27 protein-coding genes and 1 pseudogene are annotated in these 24736 nt (G+C 70.9%); 15 read left to right on the top strand and 13 right to left on the bottom strand.

The genetic code is table 11. From position 1 onward, the window contains the following. Window positions 1-45 precede the first annotated feature (45 nt). Window positions 46-963, top strand: coding sequence for an NAD(P)-dependent oxidoreductase (locus ABZ928_RS22980; RefSeq protein WP_361521896.1), 918 nt, complete (start codon window positions 46-48; stop codon window positions 961-963). Here ABZ928_RS22980 and ABZ928_RS22985 read toward each other — a convergent pair. Both ABZ928_RS22985 and ABZ928_RS22990 read right to left on the bottom strand, forming a co-directional pair. After that, window positions 952-1824, bottom strand: a complete 873-nt coding sequence (locus ABZ928_RS22985; RefSeq protein ID WP_361521899.1) for a GNAT family N-acetyltransferase — start codon at window positions 1822-1824, stop codon at window positions 952-954. The genes ABZ928_RS22980 and ABZ928_RS22985 overlap by 12 nt on opposite strands. A 113-nt stretch (window positions 1825-1937) precedes the next feature. Beyond that, the gene (locus tag ABZ928_RS22990) at window positions 1938-2201 is read right to left on the bottom strand and encodes a GlsB/YeaQ/YmgE family stress response membrane protein (RefSeq protein WP_361521902.1); all 264 of its coding nucleotides are present in this window, start codon (window positions 2199-2201) and stop codon (window positions 1938-1940) included. 212 nt (window positions 2202-2413) lie between these two features. Here ABZ928_RS22990 and ABZ928_RS22995 point away from each other — a divergent pair, with 212 nt between their 5' ends. The 3 genes and pseudogenes from ABZ928_RS22995 to ABZ928_RS23005 form a co-directional block, all read left to right on the top strand. Further along, the gene (locus ABZ928_RS22995; RefSeq protein WP_361521905.1) at window positions 2414-3868 is read left to right on the top strand and encodes a hydrolase; all 1455 of its coding nucleotides are present in this window, start codon (window positions 2414-2416) and stop codon (window positions 3866-3868) included. A gap of 79 nt (window positions 3869-3947) precedes the next feature. Beyond that, complete coding sequence (locus tag ABZ928_RS23000) at window positions 3948-4682, top strand: phosphotransferase (RefSeq protein WP_361521908.1); 735 nt, start codon at window positions 3948-3950, stop codon at window positions 4680-4682. A 37-nt stretch (window positions 4683-4719) separates the two neighbouring features. Next, window positions 4720-4987 (top strand): annotated as a pseudogene (locus ABZ928_RS23005) (SRPBCC domain-containing protein); the annotation flags it as partial. Window positions 4988-5053: 66 nt separating this feature from the next. On the opposite strand, the gene ABZ928_RS23010 reads toward ABZ928_RS23005, so the two are convergent. Together ABZ928_RS23010 and ABZ928_RS23015 are read right to left on the bottom strand one after the other, a co-directional pair. Beyond that, entirely contained in the window at window positions 5054-5494 is a 441-nt protein-coding gene (locus ABZ928_RS23010; protein WP_361521911.1) for an SPW repeat protein, read from the bottom strand. Between the two features lie 89 nt (window positions 5495-5583). Continuing rightward, window positions 5584-6126, bottom strand: coding sequence for a sigma-70 family RNA polymerase sigma factor (locus ABZ928_RS23015; protein WP_361521914.1), 543 nt, complete (start codon window positions 6124-6126; stop codon window positions 5584-5586). A gap of 93 nt (window positions 6127-6219) precedes the next feature. Between ABZ928_RS23015 and ABZ928_RS23020 the strand changes: the two genes are divergently transcribed. Next, the gene (locus tag ABZ928_RS23020) at window positions 6220-7179 is read left to right on the top strand and encodes a MerR family transcriptional regulator (protein WP_361521917.1); all 960 of its coding nucleotides are present in this window, start codon (window positions 6220-6222) and stop codon (window positions 7177-7179) included. Here ABZ928_RS23020 and ABZ928_RS23025 read toward each other — a convergent pair. After that, window positions 7116-8477, bottom strand: coding sequence for a deoxyribodipyrimidine photo-lyase (locus ABZ928_RS23025; protein WP_361521920.1), 1362 nt, complete (start codon window positions 8475-8477; stop codon window positions 7116-7118). The genes ABZ928_RS23020 and ABZ928_RS23025 overlap by 64 nt on opposite strands. Before the next feature lie 149 nt (window positions 8478-8626). Between ABZ928_RS23025 and ABZ928_RS23030 the strand changes: the two genes are divergently transcribed. Then, on the top strand, window positions 8627-8794 hold the full coding sequence (locus ABZ928_RS23030) for a hypothetical protein (protein ID WP_361521923.1): 168 nt from the start codon (window positions 8627-8629) through the stop codon (window positions 8792-8794). Between the two features lie 34 nt (window positions 8795-8828). On the opposite strand, the gene ABZ928_RS23035 is transcribed toward ABZ928_RS23030, so the two are convergent. Beyond that, window positions 8829-9743 carry a LysR family transcriptional regulator gene (locus ABZ928_RS23035; protein WP_361521926.1) on the bottom strand — a complete coding sequence of 305 codons (915 nt, stop codon included), beginning with the start codon at window positions 9741-9743 and terminating at the stop codon, window positions 8829-8831. A 144-nt stretch (window positions 9744-9887) separates the two neighbouring features. Here ABZ928_RS23035 and ABZ928_RS23040 point away from each other — a divergent pair, with 144 nt between their 5' ends. The 6 genes from ABZ928_RS23040 to ABZ928_RS23065 all read left to right on the top strand — a co-directional run bounded on the left by ABZ928_RS23040 (window position 9888) and on the right by ABZ928_RS23065 (window position 15455). Next, complete coding sequence (locus tag ABZ928_RS23040; protein WP_353962852.1) at window positions 9888-9965, top strand: putative leader peptide; 78 nt, start codon at window positions 9888-9890, stop codon at window positions 9963-9965. A gap of 126 nt (window positions 9966-10091) precedes the next feature. Further along, complete coding sequence (sfnG, locus tag ABZ928_RS23045) at window positions 10092-11213, top strand: dimethylsulfone monooxygenase SfnG (protein ID WP_361521929.1); 1122 nt, start codon at window positions 10092-10094, stop codon at window positions 11211-11213. Window positions 11214-11225: 12 nt separating this feature from the next. Continuing rightward, the gene (locus ABZ928_RS23050; RefSeq protein WP_361521932.1) at window positions 11226-12443 is read left to right on the top strand and encodes an acyl-CoA dehydrogenase family protein; all 1218 of its coding nucleotides are present in this window, start codon (window positions 11226-11228) and stop codon (window positions 12441-12443) included. A 77-nt stretch (window positions 12444-12520) separates the two neighbouring features. Continuing rightward, window positions 12521-13075: an NADPH-dependent FMN reductase gene (gene ssuE / locus ABZ928_RS23055; protein WP_361521935.1), complete on the top strand. Its 555-nt coding sequence runs from the start codon at window positions 12521-12523 to the stop codon at window positions 13073-13075. A gap of 5 nt (window positions 13076-13080) precedes the next feature. Beyond that, complete coding sequence (locus ABZ928_RS23060; protein WP_361521938.1) at window positions 13081-14262, top strand: SfnB family sulfur acquisition oxidoreductase; 1182 nt, start codon at window positions 13081-13083, stop codon at window positions 14260-14262. A 47-nt stretch (window positions 14263-14309) separates the two neighbouring features. Next, window positions 14310-15455, top strand: coding sequence for an LLM class flavin-dependent oxidoreductase (locus ABZ928_RS23065; RefSeq protein WP_361521941.1), 1146 nt, complete (start codon window positions 14310-14312; stop codon window positions 15453-15455). On the opposite strand, the gene ABZ928_RS23070 is transcribed toward ABZ928_RS23065, so the two are convergent. Then, window positions 15452-16498 carry an acyl-CoA dehydrogenase family protein gene (locus tag ABZ928_RS23070; protein WP_361521944.1) on the bottom strand — a complete coding sequence of 349 codons (1047 nt, stop codon included), beginning with the start codon at window positions 16496-16498 and terminating at the stop codon, window positions 15452-15454. The genes ABZ928_RS23065 and ABZ928_RS23070 overlap by 4 nt on opposite strands. 98 nt (window positions 16499-16596) lie before the next feature. Here ABZ928_RS23070 and ABZ928_RS23075 point away from each other — a divergent pair, with 98 nt between their 5' ends. After that, window positions 16597-16953, top strand: coding sequence for a YciI family protein (locus ABZ928_RS23075; RefSeq protein ID WP_361521947.1), 357 nt, complete (start codon window positions 16597-16599; stop codon window positions 16951-16953). Further along, window positions 16953-18119: a sigma-70 family RNA polymerase sigma factor gene (locus ABZ928_RS23080; protein WP_361521950.1), complete on the top strand. Its 1167-nt coding sequence runs from the start codon at window positions 16953-16955 to the stop codon at window positions 18117-18119. The genes ABZ928_RS23075 and ABZ928_RS23080 overlap by 1 nt, the downstream gene beginning before the upstream one ends. Here the strand turns inward: ABZ928_RS23080 and urtE are convergent. The 6 genes from urtE to ABZ928_RS23110 form a co-directional block, all read right to left on the bottom strand. Beyond that, window positions 18109-18801, bottom strand: coding sequence for an urea ABC transporter ATP-binding subunit UrtE (gene urtE / locus ABZ928_RS23085; protein ID WP_361521953.1), 693 nt, complete (start codon window positions 18799-18801; stop codon window positions 18109-18111). The genes ABZ928_RS23080 and urtE overlap by 11 nt on opposite strands. Beyond that, on the bottom strand, window positions 18801-19565 hold the full coding sequence (gene urtD, locus ABZ928_RS23090) for an urea ABC transporter ATP-binding protein UrtD (RefSeq protein ID WP_361521956.1): 765 nt from the start codon (window positions 19563-19565) through the stop codon (window positions 18801-18803). Before urtD ends, urtE begins: the two co-directional genes overlap by 1 nt. After that, window positions 19562-20665: an urea ABC transporter permease subunit UrtC gene (gene urtC, locus ABZ928_RS23095; protein WP_361521959.1), complete on the bottom strand. Its 1104-nt coding sequence runs from the start codon at window positions 20663-20665 to the stop codon at window positions 19562-19564. Before urtC ends, urtD begins: the two co-directional genes overlap by 4 nt. Next, a complete protein-coding gene (gene urtB, locus ABZ928_RS23100) occupies window positions 20662-21558 on the bottom strand; it encodes an urea ABC transporter permease subunit UrtB (RefSeq protein ID WP_126270075.1) in 897 nt (298 codons plus the stop codon). Before urtB ends, urtC begins: the two co-directional genes overlap by 4 nt. Window positions 21559-21624: 66 nt before the next feature. Beyond that, window positions 21625-22866, bottom strand: a complete 1242-nt coding sequence (urtA, locus tag ABZ928_RS23105; RefSeq protein ID WP_361521962.1) for an urea ABC transporter substrate-binding protein — start codon at window positions 22864-22866, stop codon at window positions 21625-21627. Window positions 22867-23099: 233 nt separating this feature from the next. Further along, window positions 23100-24212 (bottom strand): substrate-binding domain-containing protein, encoded by a 1113-nt coding sequence (locus tag ABZ928_RS23110; protein WP_361521965.1) that lies wholly within the window; start codon window positions 24210-24212, stop codon window positions 23100-23102. Window positions 24213-24290: 78 nt separating this feature from the next. Here ABZ928_RS23110 and ABZ928_RS23115 point away from each other — a divergent pair, with 78 nt between their 5' ends. Continuing rightward, the gene (locus tag ABZ928_RS23115; protein WP_361521968.1) at window positions 24291-24728 is read left to right on the top strand and encodes a MarR family transcriptional regulator; all 438 of its coding nucleotides are present in this window, start codon (window positions 24291-24293) and stop codon (window positions 24726-24728) included. Window positions 24729-24736: the final 8 nt, after the last annotated feature.

Genomic DNA, 24736 nt, shown 5'->3' on the forward strand with positions numbered 1-24736 from the left:
TCCCGGGGATGTCACATCCGCGGCCGCTCGATCCGTCGCAAGGACATGACGACGAACCAGAGCATCCTCCTCGCCGGCGCGAGCGGAGTCCTCGGCCGGCACATCACCCGGGCCCTCACCGAAGCGGGCCACAAGGTCACCGGGCTCGGCCGCAGCCGTGAGAACGGCGTCCGGGCCGACCTCATGGACCGCGACGCCCTGCTGCGCGCGGTCGACGGCCACCACTTCGACACGGTGATCCACGCCGCGACCGCCCTGCGCAAGGTGCCCATGCGCCACCGCGACATGCACGCCACCGACGCGCTCCGCGTCGACGGCACCGCCCACCTCATCGAGGCCGCCCGGGCCACCGGCGCCCGCCGCTTCGTCTCCGAGTCGATGGTCTTCGGATACGGCTACGGCGACCACGGCGAGCACGAACTCACCGAGGACCAGGACGTCTTCGGCCCGCGCGGCACCGACCCGGAGCTCGAACGGCACCTCGACGGCATGCGCACCAAGGAGCGACTGACCTTCGAGGCCGAGGGGCTGGAGGGCATCGCCCTGCGCTACGGCGCCTTCTACGGACCCGGCGGCACCGAGAACCTCCTGCCCATGCTCCGCAAGCGGCAACTGCCCGTCCCCGCCGATCACGGCCGGGTCCTGCCGTGGATCGAGCTCACCGACGCGGCCCGCGCGATGGTCGCCGCCGTCGAACGCGGGCGCCCGGGACAGGCGTACAACATCGCGGACCGCACCCCGCTCGGGTTCCGGGCCCATGTCGTGGCCGTGGCCGAGGAGTTCGGCCTGCCGAAGCCGATGACCGTCCCGCTGTGGCTGATGCGGCCGATGTCGTACGCCCATGTGGTCACGGCGTCGTCGCTGCGGGTCTCCACGGCGAAGGCGGAGCGGGAGCTCGGCTGGACGCCGGTGTACGCGTCCAGCCGCGACGGTCTCGCCGCGCTGCGTGCCTCACAGGTCTAGCTGGTACTCGGCCGACCGGTGCGTGGGCACATATCCCAGGGTGTCGTTGACGGCGAGCATGGCGGCGTTGCTGTCCGCGGTGTCGGTGAGCAGCCCGGAGAGTTCCGGGTGCCGTCGCCGGGCCCCGCGGATCGACGCCGCCTTCATCCAGCGGGCGAGGCCACGGCCCCGGTGCTCGGGCAGCACCGCCGTTCCGTAGTGCTGTCCGTCGCCCCGGCCGTCGCCCGGTACGACCAGCTCGGAGAAGCCGACGACCGATCCGTCCGCCGCGTCCACCGCGGCCACGGTGTGCAGGAGATCCCCGCGCTTCGCGACCGCCTCGGCCACGGCGACCACACGCTCCACGTCCCAGACGACCGTGCCGTAGTCGGTGCCCTCCATCGGCATGTCGTCCATGGCGCGCCGTGAATCGGCGTACGACCGGGCGAGTTCGGCGGGCACGGTCCCGTCCCACTCGGTCAACTCGTAGCCGGGGCAGGACAGTTCCTCGATCGCCGCGACCTTCGCGTCGGTCAACTCGAACCTGGCGTACGTCAGCGACAGCACCCGGCGAAAGCCCCGCGCGGCGAGGAACGCGTCGGCGGGGGAGCCCTGTTCGGCCTGGGCGATGACGGACCGCCGTCCCTCGGCGCGGGCCGCGGTCACGGCGGCGTCCAGGAGCCGGCTGCCGACGCCCCGCCGCCGCTCCGTCCCGTGGACCGCGATCTCCAGCTCCGCGAGGTGGTCCTGCCCCTCCCTCGTGAACAGCCGCAGGAAGGCGGACCCGACGGGTGCTCCGTCGGACGCCGAGGCCAGCCAGGCCAGTCGGCGGCTCGACGCGCCGGATTCGGGATCGGTCAGCGGGACGATACGCGGGGTCAAGATGTCTCCGTCGCGGTCGGATCGGGCGGCGAACCGCTGAAGCCAACCACCGTCGCAGGCTTCCCGCAACGGAAATCGGGCGGACGCCGGCTATGGCGTCCGCCCCCGTTCGGTCAGCGGCGCGCCCTCGTCCGGTCCAGCGCGGCGACGCCGAGCGCGGCGAGGCCGATCTGGATGAGCCACTCGACCCAGTCGATGCCCTTGGTGTCGGCCACGTCGAAGCCCGCGGCGATGGCCGAGCCGAGCAGCGCGGCCACGATGCCGACGACGATCGTCAGCAGGATCCCGATGCGCTGCCGGCCCGGGACCACGAGCCGGCCCAGCACACCGATGACGATGCCGATCACGATGGCGCTGATGATCCCCGAGATCTCCATCTCAGCCTCTCTTCTCAAGACCCCCGCAGTAGTGCGGTTGCCCGGTGGAGGCACGGACAGTCCGTCCGAAGTGATGCCTGTTCAGATCCCGGATTGCCATGTACCGTTCAACCCACCGTCGCCCGGCTCTCGTATCACTGAAGTTCTACGCGCGCAGAGCGGATCCGAATTTCTACGCGCGTAGCCACCGACTCCCCACGGAGGTACGCCGGATGCCCGGACCCACCAGACCCCGTCGCAGACTCACCACCTCGCTCGCGGTACTCGGCCTGCTCATCACGGGCGCCGCCGTCCAGACAGCGGCCACCGTCACACCCGCCGAGGCGGCCACCCCGCACCGCATCCTCTTCGACAACGCGCACGCCGAGACGGCCGGCAACGCCGACTGGATCATCTCCACCAGCCAGCCCGACCCGCTCGGCGAGGACTCCTCACCCTCCTCGGAGACCGACTGGACCGGCGCCATCTCCTCGTGGGGCGTGGCCCTGCAGAAGACCGGCGACTACAGCCTGAAGACCCTCCCGTCCGGCAGCAGCCTCACCTACGGCGGTTCCGGCGCCCAGGACCTCGCGAACTTCGACACGCTGGTCCTGCCGGAGCCCAACACGCTGTTCACGACCGCCGAGAAGACGGCGATCATGAACTTCGTGAAGAACGGCGGCGGCCTCTTCATGATCTCCGACCACACCGGCGCCGACCGCAACAACGACGGCGAGGACGCGGTCGAGATCCTCAACGACCTGATGACGAACAACAGCGTCGACTCCACCGACCCGTTCGGCTTCTCCATCGACTCCCTCAGCATCAGCTCCGACTACCCGTCGGCCATCAGCGACAGCACCAACGCGGTCCTGCACGGCTCCTTCGGCACCGTCACCAAGAGCCTCATCGCCAGCGGCACGACGGCGACCCTCAAGCCCGCGGACAACTCGGCCGTCAAGGGACTGCTCTACCGCACCGGTTACTCCGGCAACACCGGCGCGTTCTTCGCCACCAGCACCTTCGGCAGCGGCCGCGTCGCCTTCTGGGGCGACAGCTCGCCCATCGACGACGACACCGGCCAGTCCGGCAACACCCTCTACGACGGCTGGAACGACTCCGGCGCCACGAACGCGGCCCTCGCCCTCAACGCCACCGAGTGGCTGGCCGGCGGGAGCAGCAGTGGCGGTGGCGGTGGCGGCGGGGGCGGCACCTGCACCGCGGCCCAGCTCCTCGGCAACAACGGCTTCGAGTCGGGCAGCACCACCTGGAGCGCCACCAGCGGAGTCATCACCAACTCCAGCAGCCAGTCCGCCCGTTCGGGCTCGTACTACGCCTGGCTGGACGGCTACGGCTCCTCCCACACCGACACCCTGTCCCAGTCGGTGACCATCCCGTCCGCCTGCACCACTGCCACGCTCAGCTTCTATCTGCACGTCGACACCGCGGAGACGACCACCAGCACCGCCTACGACACCCTCAAGGTGCAGGTCCTCAACAGCTCGGGCACGGTCCTCTCCACCCTCGCCACCTACTCCAACCTCAACGCCGCCAGCGGCTACACCCAGCGCAGCTTCAGCCTGGCGAGCTACGCGGGACAGACGGTGACCCTCAAGTTCACCGGCGCGGAAGGCTCCACGCTCCAGACGTCGTTCGTCATCGACGACACGGCGCTGAACGTCAGCTGACCCTGTCGCACCCGTTGGCACTCTGTGTGAAGAGTGCCAACGGGTGGGGTCCGACACCGGCGCCCGGATACTTGTCCGCGTGGAGGAGACATCACTGGCGGGCGGGGCCGTCAACGACGTGGTCCGGGTGGGCGCGACGGTACGTCGTACGCCGTCGCCGCGATCCGCCTGCGTACGGGAGTTGCTGAACCTGTTCGAGCACCGGGGGTGGCCGGGAGCGCCGCGTTTCCTCGGGGCGGACGAGCGGGGCCGGGAGGTGTTCTCCTACGTCGAGGGGCGGGCGGCCGTCAGCGCGCCCGAGCGTGCGGCGGCCCGTGCCGATGCCGGGCTTGTGGGCGTGGCCCGGATGGTGCGGGAGTTCCACGACCTGACCCACGGCACGCCCGCGGCCGGTGACCAGGACGTCGTCTGCCACAACGACCTGGCGCCGAAGAACACCGTGTACGACGGGGAGTGGCGGCCCCTGGCCTTCGTCGACTGGGATCTCGCCGCCCCCGGGGAACGCGTCCACGACCTCGCCCATGTGTGCTGGCAGTACCTGGACCTCGGGCCGGGTGTGACCGATGTGCGGGAGGCGGCCCACCGGATCCGGCTGATCCGGGACGCCTACGGGGAGCCGGACATCGACGGGGACCTGCTCCTGAACACGGTCCTGTGGTGGCAGGACCGCTGCTGGAGGGGCATCGACGCCGGGGCCGAGCAGGGCGAGCCGGCCATGGTCGGGCTGCGGGAGAGCGGGGCCGTGGCGGAGGTGCGGGACGCGTACGAGTGGGTCGCCCGGCACCGGCGTGAGCTGGGCGCCTTTCTGGACTGAGACGCGCGCCGCCGCCCTGTCGCACCGTGCTGACCACACCTACATCGAGAGCACCCCGGAGAAGGTCTGGGACGCCCTCACCGACGCCGATCTGACCGCCGCCTACTGGGGGCACAGCAATGTCTCCGACTGGCGGCAGGGGTCCCGCTGGGAGCACGGTGCGCCTGACGGTGACCCACGAGGAGCTGGCGGACGACGCGGAGCGCGCCGCCGCGGCCTCCGGGTGGGCGGCGGTGCTGTCCAACCTCAAGTCGTTCCTGGAGACCGGCAGCCCGCTGCCGCAGGAGCCGTGGCTCGTCCCGTGACACCGGGCGGCCGGCCCGCGGGGCGCGGACCGGCCGGTTGTCTTCCTCTCGGGTGTTCAGGTGTCCCTAGGCCCTGGGGGCGCTCTTCGCCGCGGTACCGGTGCACATCAGCCCCAGGATCACGGCCAGGCCGCCGATGATGACGTTGTTCAGGACGACCCCGGCGTCCGGGCTGTCGCCGACGATCCACGGCGACACGATCATCCACACGCCGACCGCGCAGAACGCCCAGCTGAGGCCGTACATGCGCTCCGGAGCCCGGGTGAAGCCGAGGGCCAGCAGGCCGATCGCGATGCCCACGATCAGGTTGTGGGGCACGAGGTCGGGCTGGCTCGTCGTGTAGTGGAGTATCCAGGGGGATACGGCGCAGTACAGACCGAGCAGGAACACCGGTCCGTCCACGAGCGCCACATCGCGACCGCCGAGCATGCGGGCGTAACGGACCCGCATTTCGGAAACATCAGGGTGGCTGGTGATGTCACCTCTGGTGGGCGAGACGTTGGCCATGGTGCGTCTCCTTTGACTCGCAGGCCTGACCGCGTCTTGTGCGGTGTGCGGTAAGCGCCGCGCAGATACATTCTGCGCTTATTTCACCTTTATGTGTAGAGGTCAGTGGGTTTGAGGCACTGGCGGAGCCGGTCCAGGCCGCGCCGCGTGTGGCTCTTCACCGTGCCGAGCGGCAGCCCGGTGCGCTCCGCGATCTGGGCCTGTGTCAGGTCCTCGTAGTAGGCGAGGACGAGTACGTGCCGCTGCGGCGCGGGGAGCCCGGCCAGCGCACGGTGGACGAGGACACGGTCCAGGACCGTCTCGACCCGGTCCGTGACGGGACCGGCGGGCACGAGAGCCGTCAGTTCGTGACGCCGGGAGCGGGCGGACAGGGCGTCGGCGACCTTGCGCCGGGTGATGCCCACGATCCACCCCGCGAATGTGCCGCGCTCGGGCCGGTAACCCCGGCGCCCGCGCCACACCCCGAGGAACACCTGCTGCACGACGTCCTCGGCCTCCACCGCGTCCCCCAGGGAACGCCGGGCCAGCGTGTGCACCAGGGGTGACCACCGGTGACAGGCGGCGGCCAGGCAGTCGTCGTCGCCCGCGACCACACCGCGCGCCAGTTCCTCGTCGGAGACCCCGGTACTCATGACGGCCGCTCCTCGCCTTGGTTTGGAGTCATCGTCCGAGGGCGGCCTCGACAGCGGCAAGTCGCATCGATCGTGCGTCGTATAGTCGGCCTCATGGCGGCGACGGCTCTGACCACCGGCGCCCTGGCCCGCAGGCTCGGGGTGTCACCCACCACGCTGCGCTCCTGGGACCGCCGCTACGGCATCGGCCCCGCGGTGCGCGCCGACGGGCACCACCGCCGCTGGACACCCCGTGACGTGGCGATGGTCGAGGCGATGTGTCGGCTGACGGCGGCCGGGGTGCCTCCCGCCGAGGCGGCCCGCGCGGCGCGGTCGGGCGAGGCACCGGAGGAGCCGCCCGACCGTTCATCGCGCGCGGCGGGCACCCTGCCGCTGGGCGGCGACGTACGGCGGGAGTGCCGCGGCCTCGCCCGCGCCGCCGTACGCCTGGACGCACCGGCGGTGCAGGAGCTGTTGACCGCGGCCGTCGAACGCCACGGCCTCACCCTCGCCTGGCAGGAGGTGATGGTGCCGGTCCTGCACGCCGTGGGACGCAAGTGGGCCGCGTCCGGCGACCGTTACGTGGCGGTGGAGCACCTGCTGTCCTGGCAGATCTCCACGACACTGCGCCGGTTCACCCCGCCGCCCGCATCGGGAGACGGCGTCGTCCTGGCCTGCGTGCCCGGTGAGCAGCACACCCTCGCGCTGGAGGCGCTCAACGCCGCCCTGGGTGAACTCCGGGTGCCCACCCGCATGTTCGGCGCCGACGTGCCCGCGGAGGCGCTCGCCGGGGCGGTGCGACGACTGGGCCCCGCCGCTGTCGTCCTGTGGGCCCAGGCGCGGTCCACCGCGAGCCTGCCGCTGGCCCGTCACGTCGCCGGCATGGAGTGGGGCGTGACGGGCGCGCGCCGCAGCCCTCTCGTCCTGCTGGCCGGGCCCGGCTGGTCGGCCTTTCCGCCCGACGGCATGCCGCGACCGCCAGGGCTGCCGCAGGCGCTCCACCTGCTGGCTCAGCCGCGGGATCGCCTGAACCGGGCGAGTCCGTCGGCGAGGTCGACGACCGGATCCGGGTAGTCGAGCGCGGCACGCTCAAGTCCCCGCAGCCGCCAGGGCTCGTGCACCGCCGGTCTCCCCAGACCCGCCAACTCGGGTACCCAGCGCCGGACATACGCCCCGTCGGGGTCGTACCGCTTCGCCTGGACCACCGGATTGAGGACCCGGTTGGGCCGGGTGTCGGTCCCGGTCCCGGCCGCCCACTGCCAGTTGAGCTGGTTGTTCGCGAGGTCACCGTCGACCAGCAGGTCCAGGAAGTGCCGGGCGCCGACACGCCAGTCGACGTACATCGTCTTGGTCAGGAAGCTCGCGGTCAGCAGCCGGCCCCGGTTGTGCATCCAGCCCTCGTGCCGCAGCTGGCGCATCGCCGCGTCGATCACCGGATAGCCGGTGCGGCCCTCCCGCCAGGCCTCGGCGTCCTCGCGTGCCGCCGCCTCGGTACGCCAACGGTCGTGCCGGGTGCGGTAGTCGGAGGAGCAGGCGGTGGGCCGCGCCGCCAGGACCTGCCGGTGGAAGTCACGCCAGGCGAGCTGCCGTACGAACGCCTCGGCGCCCCCGGTGCGCCGGGCCCGGTGGACGAGCTCGACGGGGGAGAGGGTGCCGAAGTGGAGGTGGGGCGAGAGCCGGGACGTGGCGTCACCGGCCAGGTCGTCGTGACGTTCCTCGTAGGCGGCGAGGCCGTCGCGCAGCCAGGCCGACAGACGCGCTCGGCCCGCCGCCTCACCGCCCGGGGCCAGGCCCGGCGAGACCCCGGACAGGTCCTTGCGGCAGGGCGGTTCCTCGGACCCGACGCCGTCCGGCACCCGCAGCACACGGGGTGCGCCGAGGACGTCCCGCACCCGCTGCCCCGACCAGTGGCGGAAGTACGGCGTGAAGACCGCGAAGTGGTCCGATCCGGCCGGGGTCAGCGCGCCGGGCGGCACCACCGTGCTCACCGAGTCGTGCACGTGGAGGCGGCGCCCGGCTGCCGCCAGCGCGGTGCGCAGCCGCTCCTCGCGCCGGTGCGCGTAGGGGCTGACGTCGGCCGCCATGTGCACCTCGTCGGCGCCCGTCTCGACGGCCACCCGGCAGACCTCGTCCACCACGTCACCGGAGCGGATCACCAGCCGCCCGCCGCGCTCGCGCAGGCCCGCGTCGAGGTCCCGCAGGCAGTCGGCGAGAAAGGCCAGCCGGTTGGGCACGGCGAAACCGGCCCGGTCGACACCCCGGTCGCGCACGAAGAGGGGGACCACCTCGTCCGAGCGGTCGAGGGCGGCCCGCAGGGGCGGATGGTCGTGCAGCCGCAGATCGCAGCTGAACAGGACGACCGAGACGGTCATGGCGCGGCTCCCGGAACGAGAAGGCAGGTCAATGACGTGCTTCCGGCCGAAGCCGCCCCTTGGATGCGCCCGTGGGTACATGTCCGCGCCGATCGAGGGCAGGCGAAAGGAGACCGGGTCGGTGGTCGACGAGGGAGGTGCCTGCCGCTATGGGCGCGAAGGTGTTGGAGCGGTTCCCTGCGGGAGCTCCGCGCGGATCGTGGCCGGCGGAGGAGTACGCGGCCGAACGGCGGGAGAAGGGGGAGCCGGCCACGGTCGTCATGGACCTGAAGTCGGACGCCTTCCTCGTCGTGGTGCGGTCGCAGGACGAGGAGTAGCCCTTCGGGCCGGGCCCGCCGAGCCCGGCTCGGTTCAGCTCGGCTCGGCCGAGCTCAAGTCCCGCGCCCGGGACACGAACACGTCGTGCAGGTCCCGCACCGCGCGCGGCACCGGATCCGCCCGCCGGCGTTGCAGCATCAGCAGCACCCGGGTCGTGTCGCCGGTGAGGGGACGGTGAGTGAGCGCACCGCTCCGCACCAGCGGATCGTCGATCACGCTGAAGTCGGGCAGCACCGTCACCCCGAGCCCCTCCGCGACCATGAGCTTGCCCATCTCGGCGCCGTCCGTGGAGTACGAGAACGAGGGCGCCCGCCCGTCGAGCAGCCGGTGGACGTACCGGTGCATGACATAGCCCGAGCGCATCGCGATCAGCGGGGCCTCCAGGAGGTCGGACACCGACAGGGCGGTACGGGCGGCCAGCGGGCTGTCCGGCCGCAGGCACACCACGGGACGGCCGCGCAGCAGCTCCGTGCTCTCCAGTTCGGCGGGGACGTCGTCGCCCTCCAGATGGTTGACGAGGCCGAGATCGAAACCGCCCTCGGACAGCGCCCGGTGGATGTCGGTCTGCTGGGCGCCGACCACCTCGACCTGGGTCACCGGATGCGTGGCACGGAACTCCCGCACCGCCGGGATCAGCAGCGGCACGGTCGCCGCGTTCACCGTGCCCACCCGCACCATCCGGCTGATCCGGTGCTGCTCGCCCGCCGCCGCCCGGAGCCGGTCCACCGCGTCCAGCACATTGATGATGTGCGGCAGCAGCTCCCGGCCCTCCGCGCTCATCGTCGCGCCCGAGCGTTTCCGCTCCAGGAGGTCCACGCCCAGCTCACGTTCCAGATTCCGCACGGTCTCGCTCAACGCGGGCTGTGAAAGGCGCAGTTCCTCGGCGGCCCGGCGCAGCGAGCCGAGCCGGGTCACCGCGGCGATGTATTCGAGCTGTTCGGTCCGCATGGCAGGAAGAATGCGGCCTATTTCCCGGCCCGTTCAAGGGTTTCCCTGTCACACCTTCGTGAAATTCAATGGTCCGGGATACGAGACCGGTCGGGTTTACCTTGACGGCCCGGACCGGCGACTGTCACGATCGATGACATGAAGATGCGACTGGACCTCACGCGGCGACGCCATGTCGACCTCGCACGCGTCTCCAGCGCCTCCTGTTGCCCCGCGGCCTGATCACCTCTCCGAGATCCGCCGCGCTTTCCCGTTTCCCCGCCTGAATTCATCGCACCCGTGCGCCTGTTCGCCGGTGCCCCTGGTGAATTCGGCGTGCCCGAAAGCATTCCGCAACAGGAGTTCCGCATGCCCGCAGAGCCCGTCAAATTCGCCTACTGGGTCCCCAATGTCAGCGGGGGACTCGTCACCAGCAAGATCGAGCAGCGCACCGACTGGGGCTACGACTACAACCGCGAACTCGCCGTCCTCGCCGAGAACAACGGCTTCGAATACGCCCTCAGCCAGGTCCGCTACATGGCCAGCTACGGCGCCGAGTTCCAGCACGAGTCGACCAGCTTCAGCCTCGCCCTCCTCCTCGCCACCCAGCGCCTGAAGGTCATCGCCGCCGTCCACCCCGGCCTGTGGCACCCCGGTGTCCTCGCCAAGCTCGGCGCCACCGCCGACCACCTGTCCCACGGCCGGTTCGCCGTGAACGTCGTGTCGGGCTGGTTCAAGGGCGAGTTCACCGCCCTCGGCGAGCCCTGGCTGGAGCACGACGAGCGCTATCGCCGCTCCGAGGAGTTCATCACCGCCCTCCGCCGGATCTGGACCGAGGACCACACCGAACTCGCCGGTGACTTCTACCGGTTGCGCGACTTCTCCCTCAAGCCCAAGCCCCTCAACACCCCCGAACGCCCGCACCCGGAGATCTTCCAGGGCGGAAACTCCACCGCCGCCCGGCAGATGGCCGGCCGGGTCTCCGACTGGTACTTCTCCAACGGCAAGGACTTCGACGGGGTCGTCGAGCAGATCGAGGACGTCCGCAAGTCCGCCGCCGAAGTCGGCCGTACGGCACCGAAGTTCGGCCTCAACGGCTTCCTCATCGCCCGTGACACCGAGGCCGAGGCCCGCGACACGCTCCGCGAGATCGTCGCCAAGGCGGACACCGAGGCCGTCGAGGGCTTCGGGGCCGCCGTGAAGCAGGCGGGCCAGTCCACCGGCGACAAGAAGGGCATGTGGCAGGACTCCACGTTCGAGGACCTCGTCCAGTACAACGACGGCTTCCGCACCGGCCTGATCGGCACGCCCGAGCAGATCGCCGAGCGGATCGTGGCGTACAAGAAGCTCGGCGTCGACCTGCTCCTGCTCGGCTTCCTGCACTACCACGAGGAGGTCGAGTACTTCGGCAGGCGCGTGCTGCCGCTCGTGCGTGAGCTGGAGGCCCAACTGCCCGACAGCGCGTCCGAGTCCGTCCCCGCCCGGATCTGAGGAGGCCCCGACATGAGCACCGCCATCACCACCGACTGGCAGACCCGTCCCGCCCCCCGGACCGCCCAGGACTGGATCGCCCGCGCCGCCGAGGTCGCCGCCGTCCTCGCCACCGACGCCGCCGCACGCGACCGCGCCGGCGCCACCCCCTATGCCGAGGTCCAGCTCCTCAAGGACTCCGGCCTTGTCACCCTGCTCGGCCCCACGGAGCACGGCGGCGCGGGCCAGGACTGGCCCACCGCCTACCGCGTCGTCCGCGAGGTCGCCAAGGCCGACGGCTCGATCGGGCAGCTCCTCGGCTACCACTACCTCTGGTTCTGGGCCGCCCGCCTGGTCGGCACCCGTGAGCAGTGGGAGCAGGTGGAGGCGCAGGCGAGCCGCGAGCGCTGGTTCTTCGGCGGCGCGGTCAACCCGCGCGACAAGGACGTGACCGTCACCGAGGACGGCGACGACCTCGTCTTCACCGGCCGCAAGACCTTCTCCACGGGCAGCAAGGTCTCCGACGTCACCGTCCTGGAAGGCGTCCTCGAAGGCACCGAGCAGCACGTCTTCGCCATCGTGCCCTCCGACTCCGAGGGCCTGACCTTCCACGACGACTGGGACAACATCGGCCAGCGCCTCACCGAGAGCGGCGGCGTCACCCTCGACGGGGTGCGCACCCCGTGGTCGTCGGCCGCCGGCTACGTGGACAAGGTCTTCCAGCCCCGCGTCTACAACACCCTCAACGTCCCCACCATCCAACTGGTCTTCGTCAACTTCTACCTGGGCATCGCGGGCGGCGCCCTGGAGACGGCAGCCGCCTACACCCGAGAGAAGTCCCGCTCCTGGCTGCACGGCGGCCACGAGCGAGCCGTCGACGAGCCGTACGTCATCGACATCTACGGCGATCTCACCGCGAAGCTCTGGGCGGCCGAGGCGCTTGCCGACACCGTCGCCGCCGAGGGACAGCGGCTGCACGACGACCCCGACGCCGTCACCGAGCAGGCCCGCGGCGACTTCGAGGTACGGGTGGCCGCGGTGAAGGCCCGCGCCACCGATGTCGCCCTGGAGATCTCGCAGCGCATCTTCGAGGTCACCGGCGCCCGCTCCACGGCCACCGCCGAGGGCCTCGACCGGTTCTGGCGCAACGTCCGCACCCATACCCTCCACGACCCCGTCGCCTACAAGCGGCGCGAGGTCGGCCGCTGGGTCCTCGAAGGCGAACTGCCCGAACCCACCTGGTACTCCTGACCGCTTCCCCAGGGGCGCCCGCCCGGCGCGGGCGCCCCGCCTCCTCGCAAGAGGACGCCTCCCCGAAAGAGGACCGCATGGCCACCGTCCTGTCCGTCTCCGGCAGCCCCTCCGCCTCCTCCCGCACCAACCGCCTCCTGCGCCACCTCGACCGGCGGCTGACCGCACAGGGCCACGAGGTGATCCCGCTCGACGTCCGCACCATCCCCGCCGAGGCTCTCCTCGGCGCCGACTTCAAGCACCCCGCGATCGTCGAGGCCACCGCACTCTTCGCCCGCGCGGACGGCGTCGTCGTCGGCACCCCCGTCTACAAGGCCGCGTACTCCGGAGTCCTCAAGGCCCTCCTCGACCTCCTCCCGCAGTACGCCCTCACCGGAAAGACGGTCCTCCCGCTCGCCACCGGCGGCACGACCGCCCACGTCCTGGCCATCGACTACGCGCTCCGCCCGGTCCTCAACTCCATGGGCGCCGCCCACATCGTCCAGGGCTGGTTCACCCTCGACAAGGACATCACCGTCCACGAGGACGGCACCCTGAGCGTCGCCGCGACCGCGAACGAGGCCCTCACCCAGGTCGTGGACCAGTTCTCGGCCGCCCTGGGCCGCACCCCCGTCCTGGCCGCGGCGAGCTGACCCGGATGACCGCCCATGTGATCGCCGACGACGCGGAGGCCCTCGCCGTCGCGGCCGCCCTGGCCGAGGAGTTCCGTGCGGGAGCCTCCGCGCGGGACGCCGAACGCAGGCTGCCGCGCGCGGAGTTGGACCGCCTCTCCGCGTCCGGCCTGCTCGCCGTCACCGTCCCCGCCGACCACGGGGGAGCGGACGTCGGCGCGCAGACCCTCGCCGAGATCTTCCGGCTGCTGGCCTCCGCCGACGGCAGCCTCGCCCAGATCCCGCAGAGCCACTTCGCCTACGTGAATGTGATCCGCCGTCAGGGCACGGACGAGCAGCGGAAGTTCTTCTTCGCCGAACTCCTCGCAGGACGCCGATTCGGCAACGCCCAGTCGGAGGCGGGCACGAAACACGTCCAGGACATCCGCACCCGCCTGACGCGGCGGTCCGACGGCTCGTACGTCCTCGACGGCGTGAAGCACTACTCCACCGGCGCCCTTTTCGCCGACTGGATCCCGGTGCTGGCCCGCGCGGAGGAGGACAAGCTCCATGTGGCGTACGTGCCGGCCGACGCGCCTGGGGTCACGGTGATCGACGACTGGGACGGCCTCGGCCAGCGTACGACCGCGAGCGGCACGGTCCGTCTCGAAGGCGTGGAGGTCCCCGCCGACCGGGTGCTGCCGCACCACCTCACCTTCGAGGGGCCGCAACTGCACGGCGCCGTGGCCCAGTTGCTGCACGCGGCGATCGACGCCGGGATCGCCGGGGGAGCGCTGGCGGAGGCGGCGGAGTTCGTGCGGACCAAAAGCCGGCCGTGGTTCGAGAGCGGTCTGGAGACGGCGGCCGAAGACCCCTTGCTGATCCAGCGGTTCGGTGAGCTTGCCATTGAAGTGCGGTCGGCGGAAGCTCTGTTGCGTGAGGCCGCGCGCGCCGTCGAGGCGGCCCAGGCGCTCACGGACGACTCGGCGGCCGAGGCGTCCATCGCCGTGGCCGCGGCCAAGGTGCGGTCGGCGCAGGCCGCGGTGGACGTGGCGAGCGCCCTCTTCGAGGTCTCCGGCACCCGCGCGGCCCTCAACTCCCTCAACCTCCACCGGCATTGGCGCGACGCCCGCACCCACACCCTGCACGACCCGACCCGCTGGAAGATCCAGCACATCGGCCGGTTCGTGCTCAACGGCACCAGGCCACCGCGCCACGGCCTGCTCTGAACCCGAAGCCCCGGCAGAACCCGAAGCCTCCGATCGGAGACCCCCACGTGTCCCTCACCTTCCACTGGTTCCTCCCCACCAACGGCGACAGCCGTCATGTCGTGGGCGGTGGCCACGGCACCCCGGCCACCGTCTCCGGACGGGACCGGCCGCCGACGGTGGCCTATCTGAGCCAGATCGCCCGCGCCGCCGAGGACCTCGGTTTCGTCGGCGCGCTCACGCCGACCGGCGCCTGGTGCGAGGACGCGTGGCTGACCACCGCCATGGTCAGCCAGCACACCGAGCGGCTGAAGTTCCTGGTCGCCTTCCGTCCCGGCTTCGTCTCACCGACCCTCGCCGCGCAGATGGCGTCCACCTTCCAGCGGCAGAGCGGCGGGCGGCTCCTGCTGAACGTCGTCACGGGCGGCGAGAGCCACGAGCAGCGGGCGTACGGCGACTTCCTCGACAAGGACGACCGTTACCGTCGTACCGGCGAATTCCTGGACGTCGTACGGGGGTTGTGGGACGGCAAGACGGTCGACCTGAAGGGCGAGCACCTCCAGGTCGAGGACGCCAAGCTGGCCCGGGTGCCCGACCCGGTCCCCGAGGTGTACTTCGGCGGCTCCTCGCCGATCGCCGGTGAGATCGCGGCGAAGCACGTCGACGTCTACCTCACCTGGGGCGAGCCCCCGGCCGCGGTCGCCGAGAAGATCGCCTGGATCCGCGGCCTGGCGGCGCAGCACGGCCGCACCCTCCGCTTCGGCATCCGCCTGCACGTCATCACCCGCGACACCTCCGAACAGGCGTGGTCCGAGGCCAACCGCCTCCTGGAGGGCTTCGACCCGGAGACCGTCAAGTCCGTCCAGGCCGGCCTGGCCCGCAGCGAGTCCGAGGGCCAGCAGCGCATGCTCGCCCTCCACAGCGGCGGCAGCCGCGACGCACTGGAGATCCACCCCAACCTCTGGGCCGGCATCGGCCTCGTCCGCGGCGGCGCCGGCACCGCCCTGGTCGGCAGCCACGACGAGGTCGCCGACCGCATCAAGGAGTACCACGCCCTCGGCATCGACGAGTTCGTCCTCTCCGGCTACCCCCACCTGGAGGAGGCCTACTGGTTCGGCGAGGGCGTCCTCCCCCGGCTCACAGCACAGGGCCTGTGGCAGCACCCCTTCACGAAGGAGACCGCGCCTTCGGCACAGGTGCCGTTCGCGAGCTAGTCGGAGCCCAGTGCGGTGAGATGCGCCCGCCGCACCACCGACGTCTGCCCCTGCACCAGCAGGAACATCCCCTCCCGGAACAGTCGTTGCGCGGGATGGCGTACGTCCATGGTGCGGCCGCCGCCGGCCACGACCGCGGCGGTGGTGGCCGTGCGCAGCAGGTCGTACGAGCGGGTCTTGAGCGCGAGTCGTTCCTCGACGTGCTCGTGTGCGACGGGGTGATCGGCCAGTTCGTACGCCTGCCGTCGCACCTCGTCGACCCGGCCGCGCAGCTCCTGGGCCGTCTCGGCCTCACCGCCTGACTCCAGCACGTGGAGCGCGGCGTACGCCACTCCGAAGACGGCCGGGGAGGGGTTCGTGCTGCGTGGGATGTCCAGGAGGGCGAACTTCTCCTGGGGAGTGCGCAGCACCACGCTCTCCTCGGGCAGCCACAGGCCGTCCAGGTCCAGGGAGACCGTACGGGCGGCCGTGAGCGCGGCCAGCCGCATCGGGTCCGAGGCGCGCAATCCCGGCTGCTCGCGTGCGTCGGCCAAGGCGAACACGATCTCGTCCGAGTCGGTCACGCCCGCGAGCAGCATGACGTCGTTCAGGCCCCAGCCGGTGTACCAGGGCACGGTTCCGTCGAACCGCCAGCCGTCCCGCTCCGCCGTCGCCCGTACGGGGACGCGGGGGAACGCGCGCACGTGCGCGTACGCGATGCCGGCCAGCAGCCCGCCGGAGGCCAGCGGGCCCAACAGCCGCTCCCGCACCGGCACTTGCGACTTCGCCAGCATCCGCACCGGCGTGTGGTGCTGCGTCTGCACGAACCACGTCGAGCAGCACGCCCCGGCGAGGATCTCCTGGATCTCCCGCGCCACCGAGTCGGGGGCGCCCGCCCCGCCGTACTCCTCCGGCGCGCTCACCCCGAGCAGGCCCGACCGTCGGATCTCCTCGATGTGGCTCGCGGGCACCTCCGTCTGGTCGACCTGGGCCGCCCCAGGCGTGAGGAGACGGTCGGCGAGGTCCTGGGTGCGGGCGACGAGCGGGTGCGGTGGGATGGTCATGGAAAAGATTCTCCCGATCCCGGCGTGCGCGGTGTCGATCCAGGGCTGTGTCGTTCGTGTAGGAGCTGAGAGAACGACACGGCACCAAGGAGGACGTCATGCAGTACTACCTGCTCAGCGTGATCACCCCGACCGACGGCACGCCGCCCGGGCCCGAGGCCATGGCGGAGATCGTCCGCAACCTCGACACCTTCCACGAGGAACTCCGCGAGGCGGACGCATGGGTCTTCGCCGGCGGGCTGCACGGGCCCGAGACGGCCACCGTGCTGCGCCCCAGCGACGGCGACGTCCTGATCACCGACGGACCGTACGCCGAGGGCAAGGAGTACCTGGGCGGCATCTGCCTGATCAAGGCCCCGGACCTGGACGCGGCCCTGGAGTGGGGCAAGAAGGCGACCTGGGCGACGACCCTGCCGATCGAGGTGCGGCCGTTCATGCACCAGGCTGAGGACTGATGCCGGCGCCCGTCGACGTCGAGGCCGTCTTCCGCGCGGAGTACGGCCGGGCCGTCGCCGTCCTCGTCCGCTTCCTCGGCGACATCGACCTCGCCGAGGAGGCGGTGCAGGACGCCTTCACCACGGCCGTGAGCCGCTGGCCGGAGACGGGCGTACCACCGAGCCCGGCGGGCTGGATCATCACCACGGCCCGCAACCGCGCGATCGACCGCCTGCGCCGCGAGGCCAAACGGGACGCGAGACACGCCGAGGCCGCCGTGCTCCAGACCCCCGACGCACCGCCCGAGGAGGGCCCCGTGCGCGACGACCGGCTCCGCCTGATCTTCACCTGCTGCCACCCCGCCCTCGCGCCCCAGGCCCAGGTCGCCCTCACCCTGCGCCTCCTCGGCGGCCTCACCACACCCCAGATCGCCCGCGCCTTCCTCGTCCCCGAGCCGACCATGGCCCAGCGCCTGGTCCGCGCCAAGGCCAAGATCCGCGACGCGCGCATCCCGTACCGCGTGCCACGCGACGCCGACCTCCCGGACCGGCTCCGAGGAGTCCTCGCCGTCCTCTACCTGATCTTCAACGAGGGCACGCCCGACCTGTGCGCGGAGGCGATCCGCCTCGGCCGCCTGCTCACCGAGCTGATGCCGGACGAACCGGAGGCCACGGGCCTGCTCGCCCTGATGCTGCTCTCCGAGTCCCGCCGGGCCGCGCGGGAGGACGCCGACGGTGTCCTCGTGCCGCTGCCCGAGCAGAACCGCGACCACTGGGACCGCGAGCTGGTCGCCGAGGGACAGGATCTCGTACGACGGTGTCTGCGCCGGAACCGACCGGGGCCGTACCAGATCCAGGCGGCCATCCAGGCCGTCCACAGCGACGGGCCGCCCACGGACTGGGGGCAGGTCCTCCAGCTGTACGACCAGCTGACGGCCATCGCCCCCAGTCCCGTCGTGGCCCTGAACCGGGCGGTCGCCGTGGCCGAGGCCGAGGGCCCGGGACCGGCTCTCGACCTCGTGGACGCCCTCGACCTCGACGGCTACCACGTCTTCCACGCGGTCCGCGCCGACTTGCTGCGCCGCCTGGGCCGGGCCACGGAGGCTGCACAGGCGTACGAGGCGGCCGTCGCGCTGAGCCGGAATCCGGCGGAACGCGCCTACCTCGAACGCCGCCTCACACGCTGAGCGCCTCCCGCACCGCGAGCTCCGACTCCTTGCCGCCCTCGCCGGAGGATGTGACGCGTCCGGCTTCGAGGACGTAGTACTTCTGCGCCGCCCGCATCGCGAAGCCCACATGCTGCTCCACCAGCAGCACCGAGAGCCCGCCCCGTGCGGCCAGCGCGAGGATCGTCTCCTCGATCTCTGCGACCACGGACGGCTGGATGCCTTCGGTCGGCTCGTCGAGCAGCAGCAGCCGAGGCTCCGTCACCAGGGCGCGGGCGATGGCGAGTTGCTGCCGCTGACCGCCGGACAGCAGTCCCGCGCGCCGCCCGGACAGCGTCCGCAGCGCCGGGAACAGGTCCAGCGCCTCCGCCACCGCCTCCCTCCCGCGCTTGCGGCCGTCCGCGACCAACTGGAGGTTCTCCGCGGTGGTCAGGTGCGGGAAGGACTGCTGCCCCTGCGGGACGTACGCCATCCCGCGCGCGACCCGCTCATGCGGCTTGCGGCGCGTGATGTCCTCGCCGTCGAGCCGGATCGTCCCGCTGCTCGGCGTGAGCAGACCCACGGCGGCGCGCAGCAGCGTGCTCTTGCCGGCACCGTTGTGCCCGAGCACCGCGGCCACGCCGTCCTTCGGCACCTCGATCGACACCCCGTGCAGCACCGTGCTGCGGGCGTAGCCGACGCGGGCGTCTTCGATCTGGAGCATCACGCCTCCTGTACGACGGCAGGAGCGGCGTCCTCGGTGGCCGCGTGCCCGAGGTACACCTCCTGCACCTTCGGGTCCGCCTGCACCTGCGCCACCGTGCCCTCGCTGAGCACCTTGCCGGCGTGCAGCACGCTGACGCTGCGCGCGAAGGACCGCATGAAGTCCATGTCGTGCTCGATGACGACGACCGTGCGTTCCTCGCTGATGCGCTGCAACAGCTCGCCGGTCGCCTGCCGTTCGTCATGGCTCATACCGGCGACCGGCTCGTCGAGGAGCAGCAGTTTCACGTCCTGCACGAGCAGCATGCCGATCTCCAGCCACTGCTTCTGCCCGTGCGCGAGGGTCCCGGCGGGGGAGTCGGCGAGTTCGGTGAGCCCGACCGTCTCCATCGCCTTGGCGACGGACTCGGGGACGTCCTTGCGGCGCCGCAGCATGGTCCACATGCCGCGGCCCGCGCCCGCCGCGATGTCCAGGTTCTGAAGGACCGTCAACTCCTCGAAGACGGTGGCGGTCTGGAAGGTCCGGCCGATCCCGGACCGCGCGATCCGGTGCACGGCCCTGCCCAGCAGCTGCTCGCCGCCGAACCGCACCGACCCCTCCGCCTTCACCAGACCGGTCACCGCGTCGACGAGGGTCGTCTTTCCCGCGCCGTTCGGTCCGATCAGGAACCGCAGATCACCCGGGCCGACATCGAGGTCGACCCCGTCCACGGCGGTGAACCCGTCGAAGGACACCCGCAGTTGGCGTATCTCCAGCTCGCTCATGCTGCTTCTCCCACCGGGATGGCGGCCGACTTCTTCTCCGGCGCCGCCTTGCGCCGCCGCACGAGGACCGCCAGCGAGGCGAGCCCGCCCGGCAGGAACGCCAGCGCCACGATGAACAGCAGGCCCTGGAAGTAGGTCCAGGCCGCCGGGAATTCCTCCGACAGCGCGGTCTTGGCCCAGGCCACCGCTACGGCGCCCAGTACCGCTCCGACCAGGCTGGCCCGGCCGCCCACCGCCGCGCCGATCACGAACTCGATGGACGGCACGATGCCGATCAGTGCGGGCGAGATGATGCCGACCGCCGGCACGAACAGCGCGCCCGCGAGCCCCGCCATCCCGGCCGCCACGACATACGCGACGAGCTTGACGTTCGCCGGGTCGTACCCGAGGAAGCGCACCCGCTCCTCCGAGTCCCTTACGGCGACGAGGAGTTCGCCGTACCGGCTGTTGATGAGCTGCCGGGCGATCGCGATGAGCAGGAGCAGGGCCGCGGCGATGACGAAGTACACCATCCGCTGGTTGACCGGGTCGTCGAGGGTGTACCCGAAGAAGCCCTGGATGTCGGTGAGTCCGTTGGTGCCGCCGGTCGTGGCCTGCTGGCCGATCAGCCAGATGGCCAGCGCGGCGGCGAGGGCCTGGCTGAGGATCGCGAAGTACGCGCCCTTGACCCGGCGCCGGAAGATGAACAGACCGAGCAGCGCGGCGACGACCATGGGCAGCAGCACCGTTGCCGCGAGCGCGAACAGCGGGTTCTCGAACGGCTTCCACCACCAGGGGAGTTCGGTGGCCGTGCCGTACAGCTGCATGAAGTCGGGCAGGTTGCCGGGACCGGCGTCGGCGATCTTCAGATGCATCGCCATGGCGTAACCGCCGAGCCCGAAGAACACGCCCTGACCGAGCGTCAGCAGCCCGCCCCGGCCCCAGGCCAGGCAGATGCCGACGGCCACCATGGCCGTGCACAGGTACTTGGCGAGCAACCCGAGCCGGAAGTCGGACAACGCGAGCGGGGCGACGGCGAAGAGGACGACCGCGGCCCCGGCGAAACCCGCCCACGCGCGCGCCGAGCGGCCGGTCACGAGGTTCCCTTTCAGGAGGTTCATACGAGACTCCTCGTACGCAGCGTGTACAGCCCCTGGGGCCGCCACTGGAGGAACGCGACGATGGCGACGAGGACCAGCACCTTGGCGACGCTGACGGTCGTGGAGTACTCCAGGACCGACTGGAGCACGCCAAGGACGAAGGCCACGATCACCGTGCCCTTGAGCTGTCCGATGCCGCCGACCACGATCACCAGGAAGGCGTCGATGATGACGTTGGTGCCCATCGTCGGCCCGATCGGACCGACCAGCGTCAGCGCGACCCCGGCGACACCCGCGAGCCCGGAGCCGATGAAGAAGGCGGTACGGTCCACGGTCGAGGTCGAGATGCCGGACACCTCGGCGAGGTCCCGGTTCTGCACGACGGCCCGGATGCGCCGGCCCAGCGGCGTCAGGCGCAGCGTCAGCGACAGCGCGACCACGGCCGCGACCGCCAACCCCAGGATGAACAGACGGCTGTTGGCGAAGGTGAGCGGGTCGTCGCCGCCGATGACCGTGATGTTGCCGGTCAGCCAGTCCGGCGCCCGGGTCTGCACATTCGGCGCGCCGAAAATGTCGCGCGCGAGTTGCTGGAGCATCAGAGAGACACCCCAGGTGACGAGAAGAGTGTCAAGTGGCCGCAGATACAAGCGCCGTATCAACAGCCATTCCAGCAACGCGCCCAGCGCGCCCGAGACGAGAAAAGCGACGGGAAGTGCGACCAGCAGCGAAATTCCCGCGCTGGAAATGGACTTCTGCAGGACATACGTCGTGTAGGCGCCCGCCATGATGAACTCGCCGTGGGCCATGTTGATGACGTTCATCTGGCCGAAGGTGAGCGAGAGGCCGAGCGCGATGAGCAGCAGGACGGCACCGATGCTGATGCCGGTGAAGGTCTGACCGAGGATCACGGTCATACGGCGGCTCCGGGGAACGGACGCCGTGGGGCCCCTCGACGGGACCCCACGGACGGTGACGGTCGGTCAGGAAAGGCCGGAGGCCCAGGAGTAGCCCTTGAGGTACGGGTCCGGCTTGATGGGCTTGCCGGAGTTCCAGACCTCCTTGATCTGGCCGTCGGTCTCGATCTCGCCGATCCGGGCGGTCTTGTAGACGTGCTGCGAGGCGCCGTCCACGGTGACCGTGCCCTCGGGTGCGTCGAAGGTGATGCCGTCGGAGGCGGCCTTCACCTTCTCCGGGTCGAAGGACTTCGCCTTCTCGACCATGGCCTTCCACAGGTAGACCGAGGTGTAGGCGGCCTCCATCGGGTCACTGGTCGGCTTGTCCTGGCCGTACTTGGCCTTGTACGCCTTCACGAACTTCTCGTTCGCCGCGCCCGCGGTGGTCTGGTAGTAGTTCCAGGCCGTCAACTGGCCCGCCAGGTACTGCGTTCCGATCGACTTGACCTCCTCCTCGGCGATCGACACCGAGACGACCGGCATGGTCTTGGCGGTCAGGCCCGCGGACTTGTACTCCTTGAAGAAGGCCACGTTGGAGTCGCCGTTGAGGGTGTTGAAGACGGCGTCCGCCTTCGACGCCTTCACCTTGTTGGCGATGGTCGAGAACTCCGTGGAGCCCAGCGGCGCGTAGTCCTCACCGGCGATCGTCATGCCGTTGGCCTTCGCGTACGCCTTGATCTCCTTGTTGGCGGTCCGCGGGAAGACGTAGTCGCTGCCGACCAGGTAGAGCTTCTTGAGGCCCTTGCCCTTGAGGTAGTCGAGCGCCGGGACGATCTGCTGGTTGGTGGTCGCGCCGGTGTAGAAGATGTACGGGGACTCCTCAAGCCCCTCGTACTGCACCGGGTAGAACAGCAGCGACTTGTTCTTCTCGAAGACCGGCTTGACGGCCTTGCGGCTGGCGGAGGTCCAGCAGCCGAAGGTGGCCGCGACCCCGTCCTCCTTGATGAGCTTCTGCGCCTTCTCGGCGAAGGTCGGCCAGTCGGAGGCGCCGTCCTCGCTGATCGGCTTGATCTGCTTGCCGAGCACGCCGCCGGAGGCGTTGATCTCGTCGATCGCCAGCTTCAGCGAGTCGCGTACGGTCACCTCGCTGATCGCCATAGTGCCGGAGAGCGAGTTGAGCAGACCGACCTTGACCGAGTCACCACTGACGTCGATCTTCGCGGCCTTGTCCGACGACGAGTCGGCCGCGTCGGTCTTCGCGCCGCACGCGGAGAGGGCCACCACCGCGGTGAGCGCGGCACCGCCGGCCAGGAAACGACGGCGGAGCATACGGGAACTGCTGGAACCGCTGGACAAACCAACCCCCTCGGGTGACTGCCTGCTGAAGTGCGGTCCACAGACTCAAGTCCCCCTGTTTCCAGGGTGTTTCGCTCGACTTTCCCGGAGGCAACAAAAAACGCCCCTGACGGCTTGTGATCCGCATTCGGAAACCGAAATCACAATTCGCCCGAGGCATTCTAATTACTTTCTGTGGGAAGTATCTTGGCGGCTCCGGGGGCATGTCAAGAGCGGGAACCGTGAAGATCGAGCTCGGTGAGCACGTCGAAGTCCAGCCCGTCGGCACGCGCCAGGTAGATCCGCTGCCGCACATGCCGTCCCCGCAGATGCATCAGCCCGCGCGGACCCTCGTACGACACGCTCCCGGCCGCCGCTCCGATCGCCCCGACGTCCAGCGTCCCGGCCCGCTTGAGGAGCGCGGCGAGCAACAGCACTCCCTCGTAACAGGATTCGCCGAGGCTGCCGAGCGCGGGCGCCTCGATCCCGTACCGGCCGGCGTACTGGCCGTGGAAGTCGAGGGTGTCCTGGTTGGCGAGCGAGGCGAAGAACCCGGCGGTGCTGTACAGGTCCTCGGTCGCCGAAGGGCCGCTCGCCATCAGCATGTTCTCGTCCATCAGCGTGCTCAGCCGCAGACAGCGCGCGGGCAACCCGTAGGCGGCGAACGCCCGGTTGAAGCGCACCGCGTCGCTGCCCACCAGCAGCATCAGCACCGCGTCCGCCTCCGAACGCTCGATGCGCCGCAGCACCGGCTCGAAGTCATGGGTACCGAGCGGGAGATAGACCTCGTCGTCGACGCTCCCGCCGGACTCGCGCGCGTACCCGTGCGCCGCCCGCGCCGTACGCCGGGGCCACACATAGTCGTTGCCCACGACGAACCACCGGCGCACCCCGCGCTCGTGCGCCAACAGCCCCACCGCGGGCCGCAGTTGGTCGCGCGGTGTCTCGCTCGTGAGAAATACGCCCGCCGTGTGCTCGCCGCCCTCGTACAGGGCGGTGTAGACGTACGGCACCCGATGGGCGATCCTCGGCGCCAGCGCCTGCCGTACCGAGGAGATGTGCCAGCCCGTGACACCCTGCACGACACCCAGGTCCACCAGCGCCTCGACATGGTCGGCGATCTCACGCGGCGAGCCGCCGCCGTCGACGGGCAGCAGCCGCAGCTCCCGGCCCAGCACCCCGCCCGCGCGGTTGACCTCCTCGGCCGCCAGCTGCGCGCACAGTTCGCAGGTGGGTCCGAAGATCCCGGCAGGCCCCTGCATCGGGAACACGAGGGCCACGCCGAGCACCGAGGCGTCGGCCGTGAACCACTCGGCTGCGGGGGGATCGTGCCGGAACATGACGTCATGATTTCGGGTTCGCCCGGTGAACTCCAGCCTGTCTCATACGATGTACACACCCCGTGACCTAGGAGCGCGATGCCCCCCACACCTCCGCGTCAGCCCCGCGACCTGATGCAGCTCCTGACGCGGGCCGAGCGACTGGCCGCGCGCCGCCTCCAGACCGCCCTCGACGAGGAGGGCTGCACGCTCGACGCCTGGCGGGTGCTCGCCCTGCTCTCCGACGGACAGGGACACCACATGACGGCGATAGCCGAGGCCGCGTTCCTGCCGCCGCCCACGCTGACCAAGCTCGTCGACCAGCTCGTCGACCAGAACCTCGTCCACCGCCGCGTCGACCCCCTCGACCGCCGCCGCATCCTCGCCCACCTCACCCCGCGTGGCCAGGAGTACTGGCGCCGCGTCGACCGCGCGGTCCGCGCGGACTGGCCCGCGCTCAGCGACGGCGACGACGAACTGCTGCGCGCCCTCCTGGACCGGCTGGCGAGCACGCTGGACACCTCCACCCGAGTGTGATCACGGCG

Origin of the sequence: Streptomyces sp. NPDC046909 (assembly GCF_040644695.1) — a bacterium.
Classification (GTDB): Bacteria; Actinomycetota; Actinomycetes; order Streptomycetales; family Streptomycetaceae; genus Streptomyces.

Bases quoted from the DNA above. Each gene is read 5' to 3' on its own strand.
- urtE (WP_361521953.1), bottom strand. From the start codon at position 18,801: ATGCTCCAGATCGAAGACGCCCGCGTCGGCTACGCCCGCAGCACGGTG.
- ABZ928_RS23035 (WP_361521926.1), bottom strand. From the start codon at position 9,743: ATGCGGACCGAACAGCTCGAATACATCGCCGCGGTGACCCGGCTCGGC.
- ABZ928_RS23010 (WP_361521911.1), bottom strand. From the start codon at position 5,494: ATGGCCAACGTCTCGCCCACCAGAGGTGACATCACCAGCCACCCTGAT.
- ABZ928_RS23015 (WP_361521914.1), bottom strand. From the start codon at position 6,126: ATGAGTACCGGGGTCTCCGACGAGGAACTGGCGCGCGGTGTGGTCGCG.
- ABZ928_RS23025 (WP_361521920.1), bottom strand. From the start codon at position 8,477: ATGACCGTCTCGGTCGTCCTGTTCAGCTGCGATCTGCGGCTGCACGAC.
- ABZ928_RS22990 (WP_361521902.1), bottom strand. From the start codon at position 2,201: ATGGAGATCTCGGGGATCATCAGCGCCATCGTGATCGGCATCGTCATC.
- sfnG (WP_361521929.1), top strand. From the start codon at position 10,092: ATGCCCGCAGAGCCCGTCAAATTCGCCTACTGGGTCCCCAATGTCAGC.
- ABZ928_RS23110 (WP_361521965.1), bottom strand. From the start codon at position 24,212: ATGTTCCGGCACGATCCCCCCGCAGCCGAGTGGTTCACGGCCGACGCC.
- ssuE (WP_361521935.1), top strand. From the start codon at position 12,521: ATGGCCACCGTCCTGTCCGTCTCCGGCAGCCCCTCCGCCTCCTCCCGC.
- urtC (WP_361521959.1), bottom strand. From the start codon at position 20,665: ATGAACCTCCTGAAAGGGAACCTCGTGACCGGCCGCTCGGCGCGCGCG.
- ABZ928_RS23060 (WP_361521938.1), top strand. From the start codon at position 13,081: ATGACCGCCCATGTGATCGCCGACGACGCGGAGGCCCTCGCCGTCGCG.
- ABZ928_RS23050 (WP_361521932.1), top strand. From the start codon at position 11,226: ATGAGCACCGCCATCACCACCGACTGGCAGACCCGTCCCGCCCCCCGG.
- urtA (WP_361521962.1), bottom strand. From the start codon at position 22,866: ATGCTCCGCCGTCGTTTCCTGGCCGGCGGTGCCGCGCTCACCGCGGTG.
- urtB (WP_126270075.1), bottom strand. From the start codon at position 21,558: ATGACCGTGATCCTCGGTCAGACCTTCACCGGCATCAGCATCGGTGCC.
- urtD (WP_361521956.1), bottom strand. From the start codon at position 19,565: ATGAGCGAGCTGGAGATACGCCAACTGCGGGTGTCCTTCGACGGGTTC.
- ABZ928_RS22980 (WP_361521896.1), top strand. From the start codon at position 46: ATGACGACGAACCAGAGCATCCTCCTCGCCGGCGCGAGCGGAGTCCTC.
- ABZ928_RS23070 (WP_361521944.1), bottom strand. From the start codon at position 16,498: ATGACCATCCCACCGCACCCGCTCGTCGCCCGCACCCAGGACCTCGCC.
- ABZ928_RS23075 (WP_361521947.1), top strand. From the start codon at position 16,597: ATGCAGTACTACCTGCTCAGCGTGATCACCCCGACCGACGGCACGCCG.
- ABZ928_RS23040 (WP_353962852.1), top strand. From the start codon at position 9,888: ATGCGACTGGACCTCACGCGGCGACGCCATGTCGACCTCGCACGCGTC.
- ABZ928_RS23020 (WP_361521917.1), top strand. From the start codon at position 6,220: ATGGCGGCGACGGCTCTGACCACCGGCGCCCTGGCCCGCAGGCTCGGG.
- ABZ928_RS23030 (WP_361521923.1), top strand. From the start codon at position 8,627: ATGGGCGCGAAGGTGTTGGAGCGGTTCCCTGCGGGAGCTCCGCGCGGA.
- ABZ928_RS23115 (WP_361521968.1), top strand. From the start codon at position 24,291: ATGCCCCCCACACCTCCGCGTCAGCCCCGCGACCTGATGCAGCTCCTG.
- ABZ928_RS22995 (WP_361521905.1), top strand. From the start codon at position 2,414: ATGCCCGGACCCACCAGACCCCGTCGCAGACTCACCACCTCGCTCGCG.
- ABZ928_RS23080 (WP_361521950.1), top strand. From the start codon at position 16,953: ATGCCGGCGCCCGTCGACGTCGAGGCCGTCTTCCGCGCGGAGTACGGC.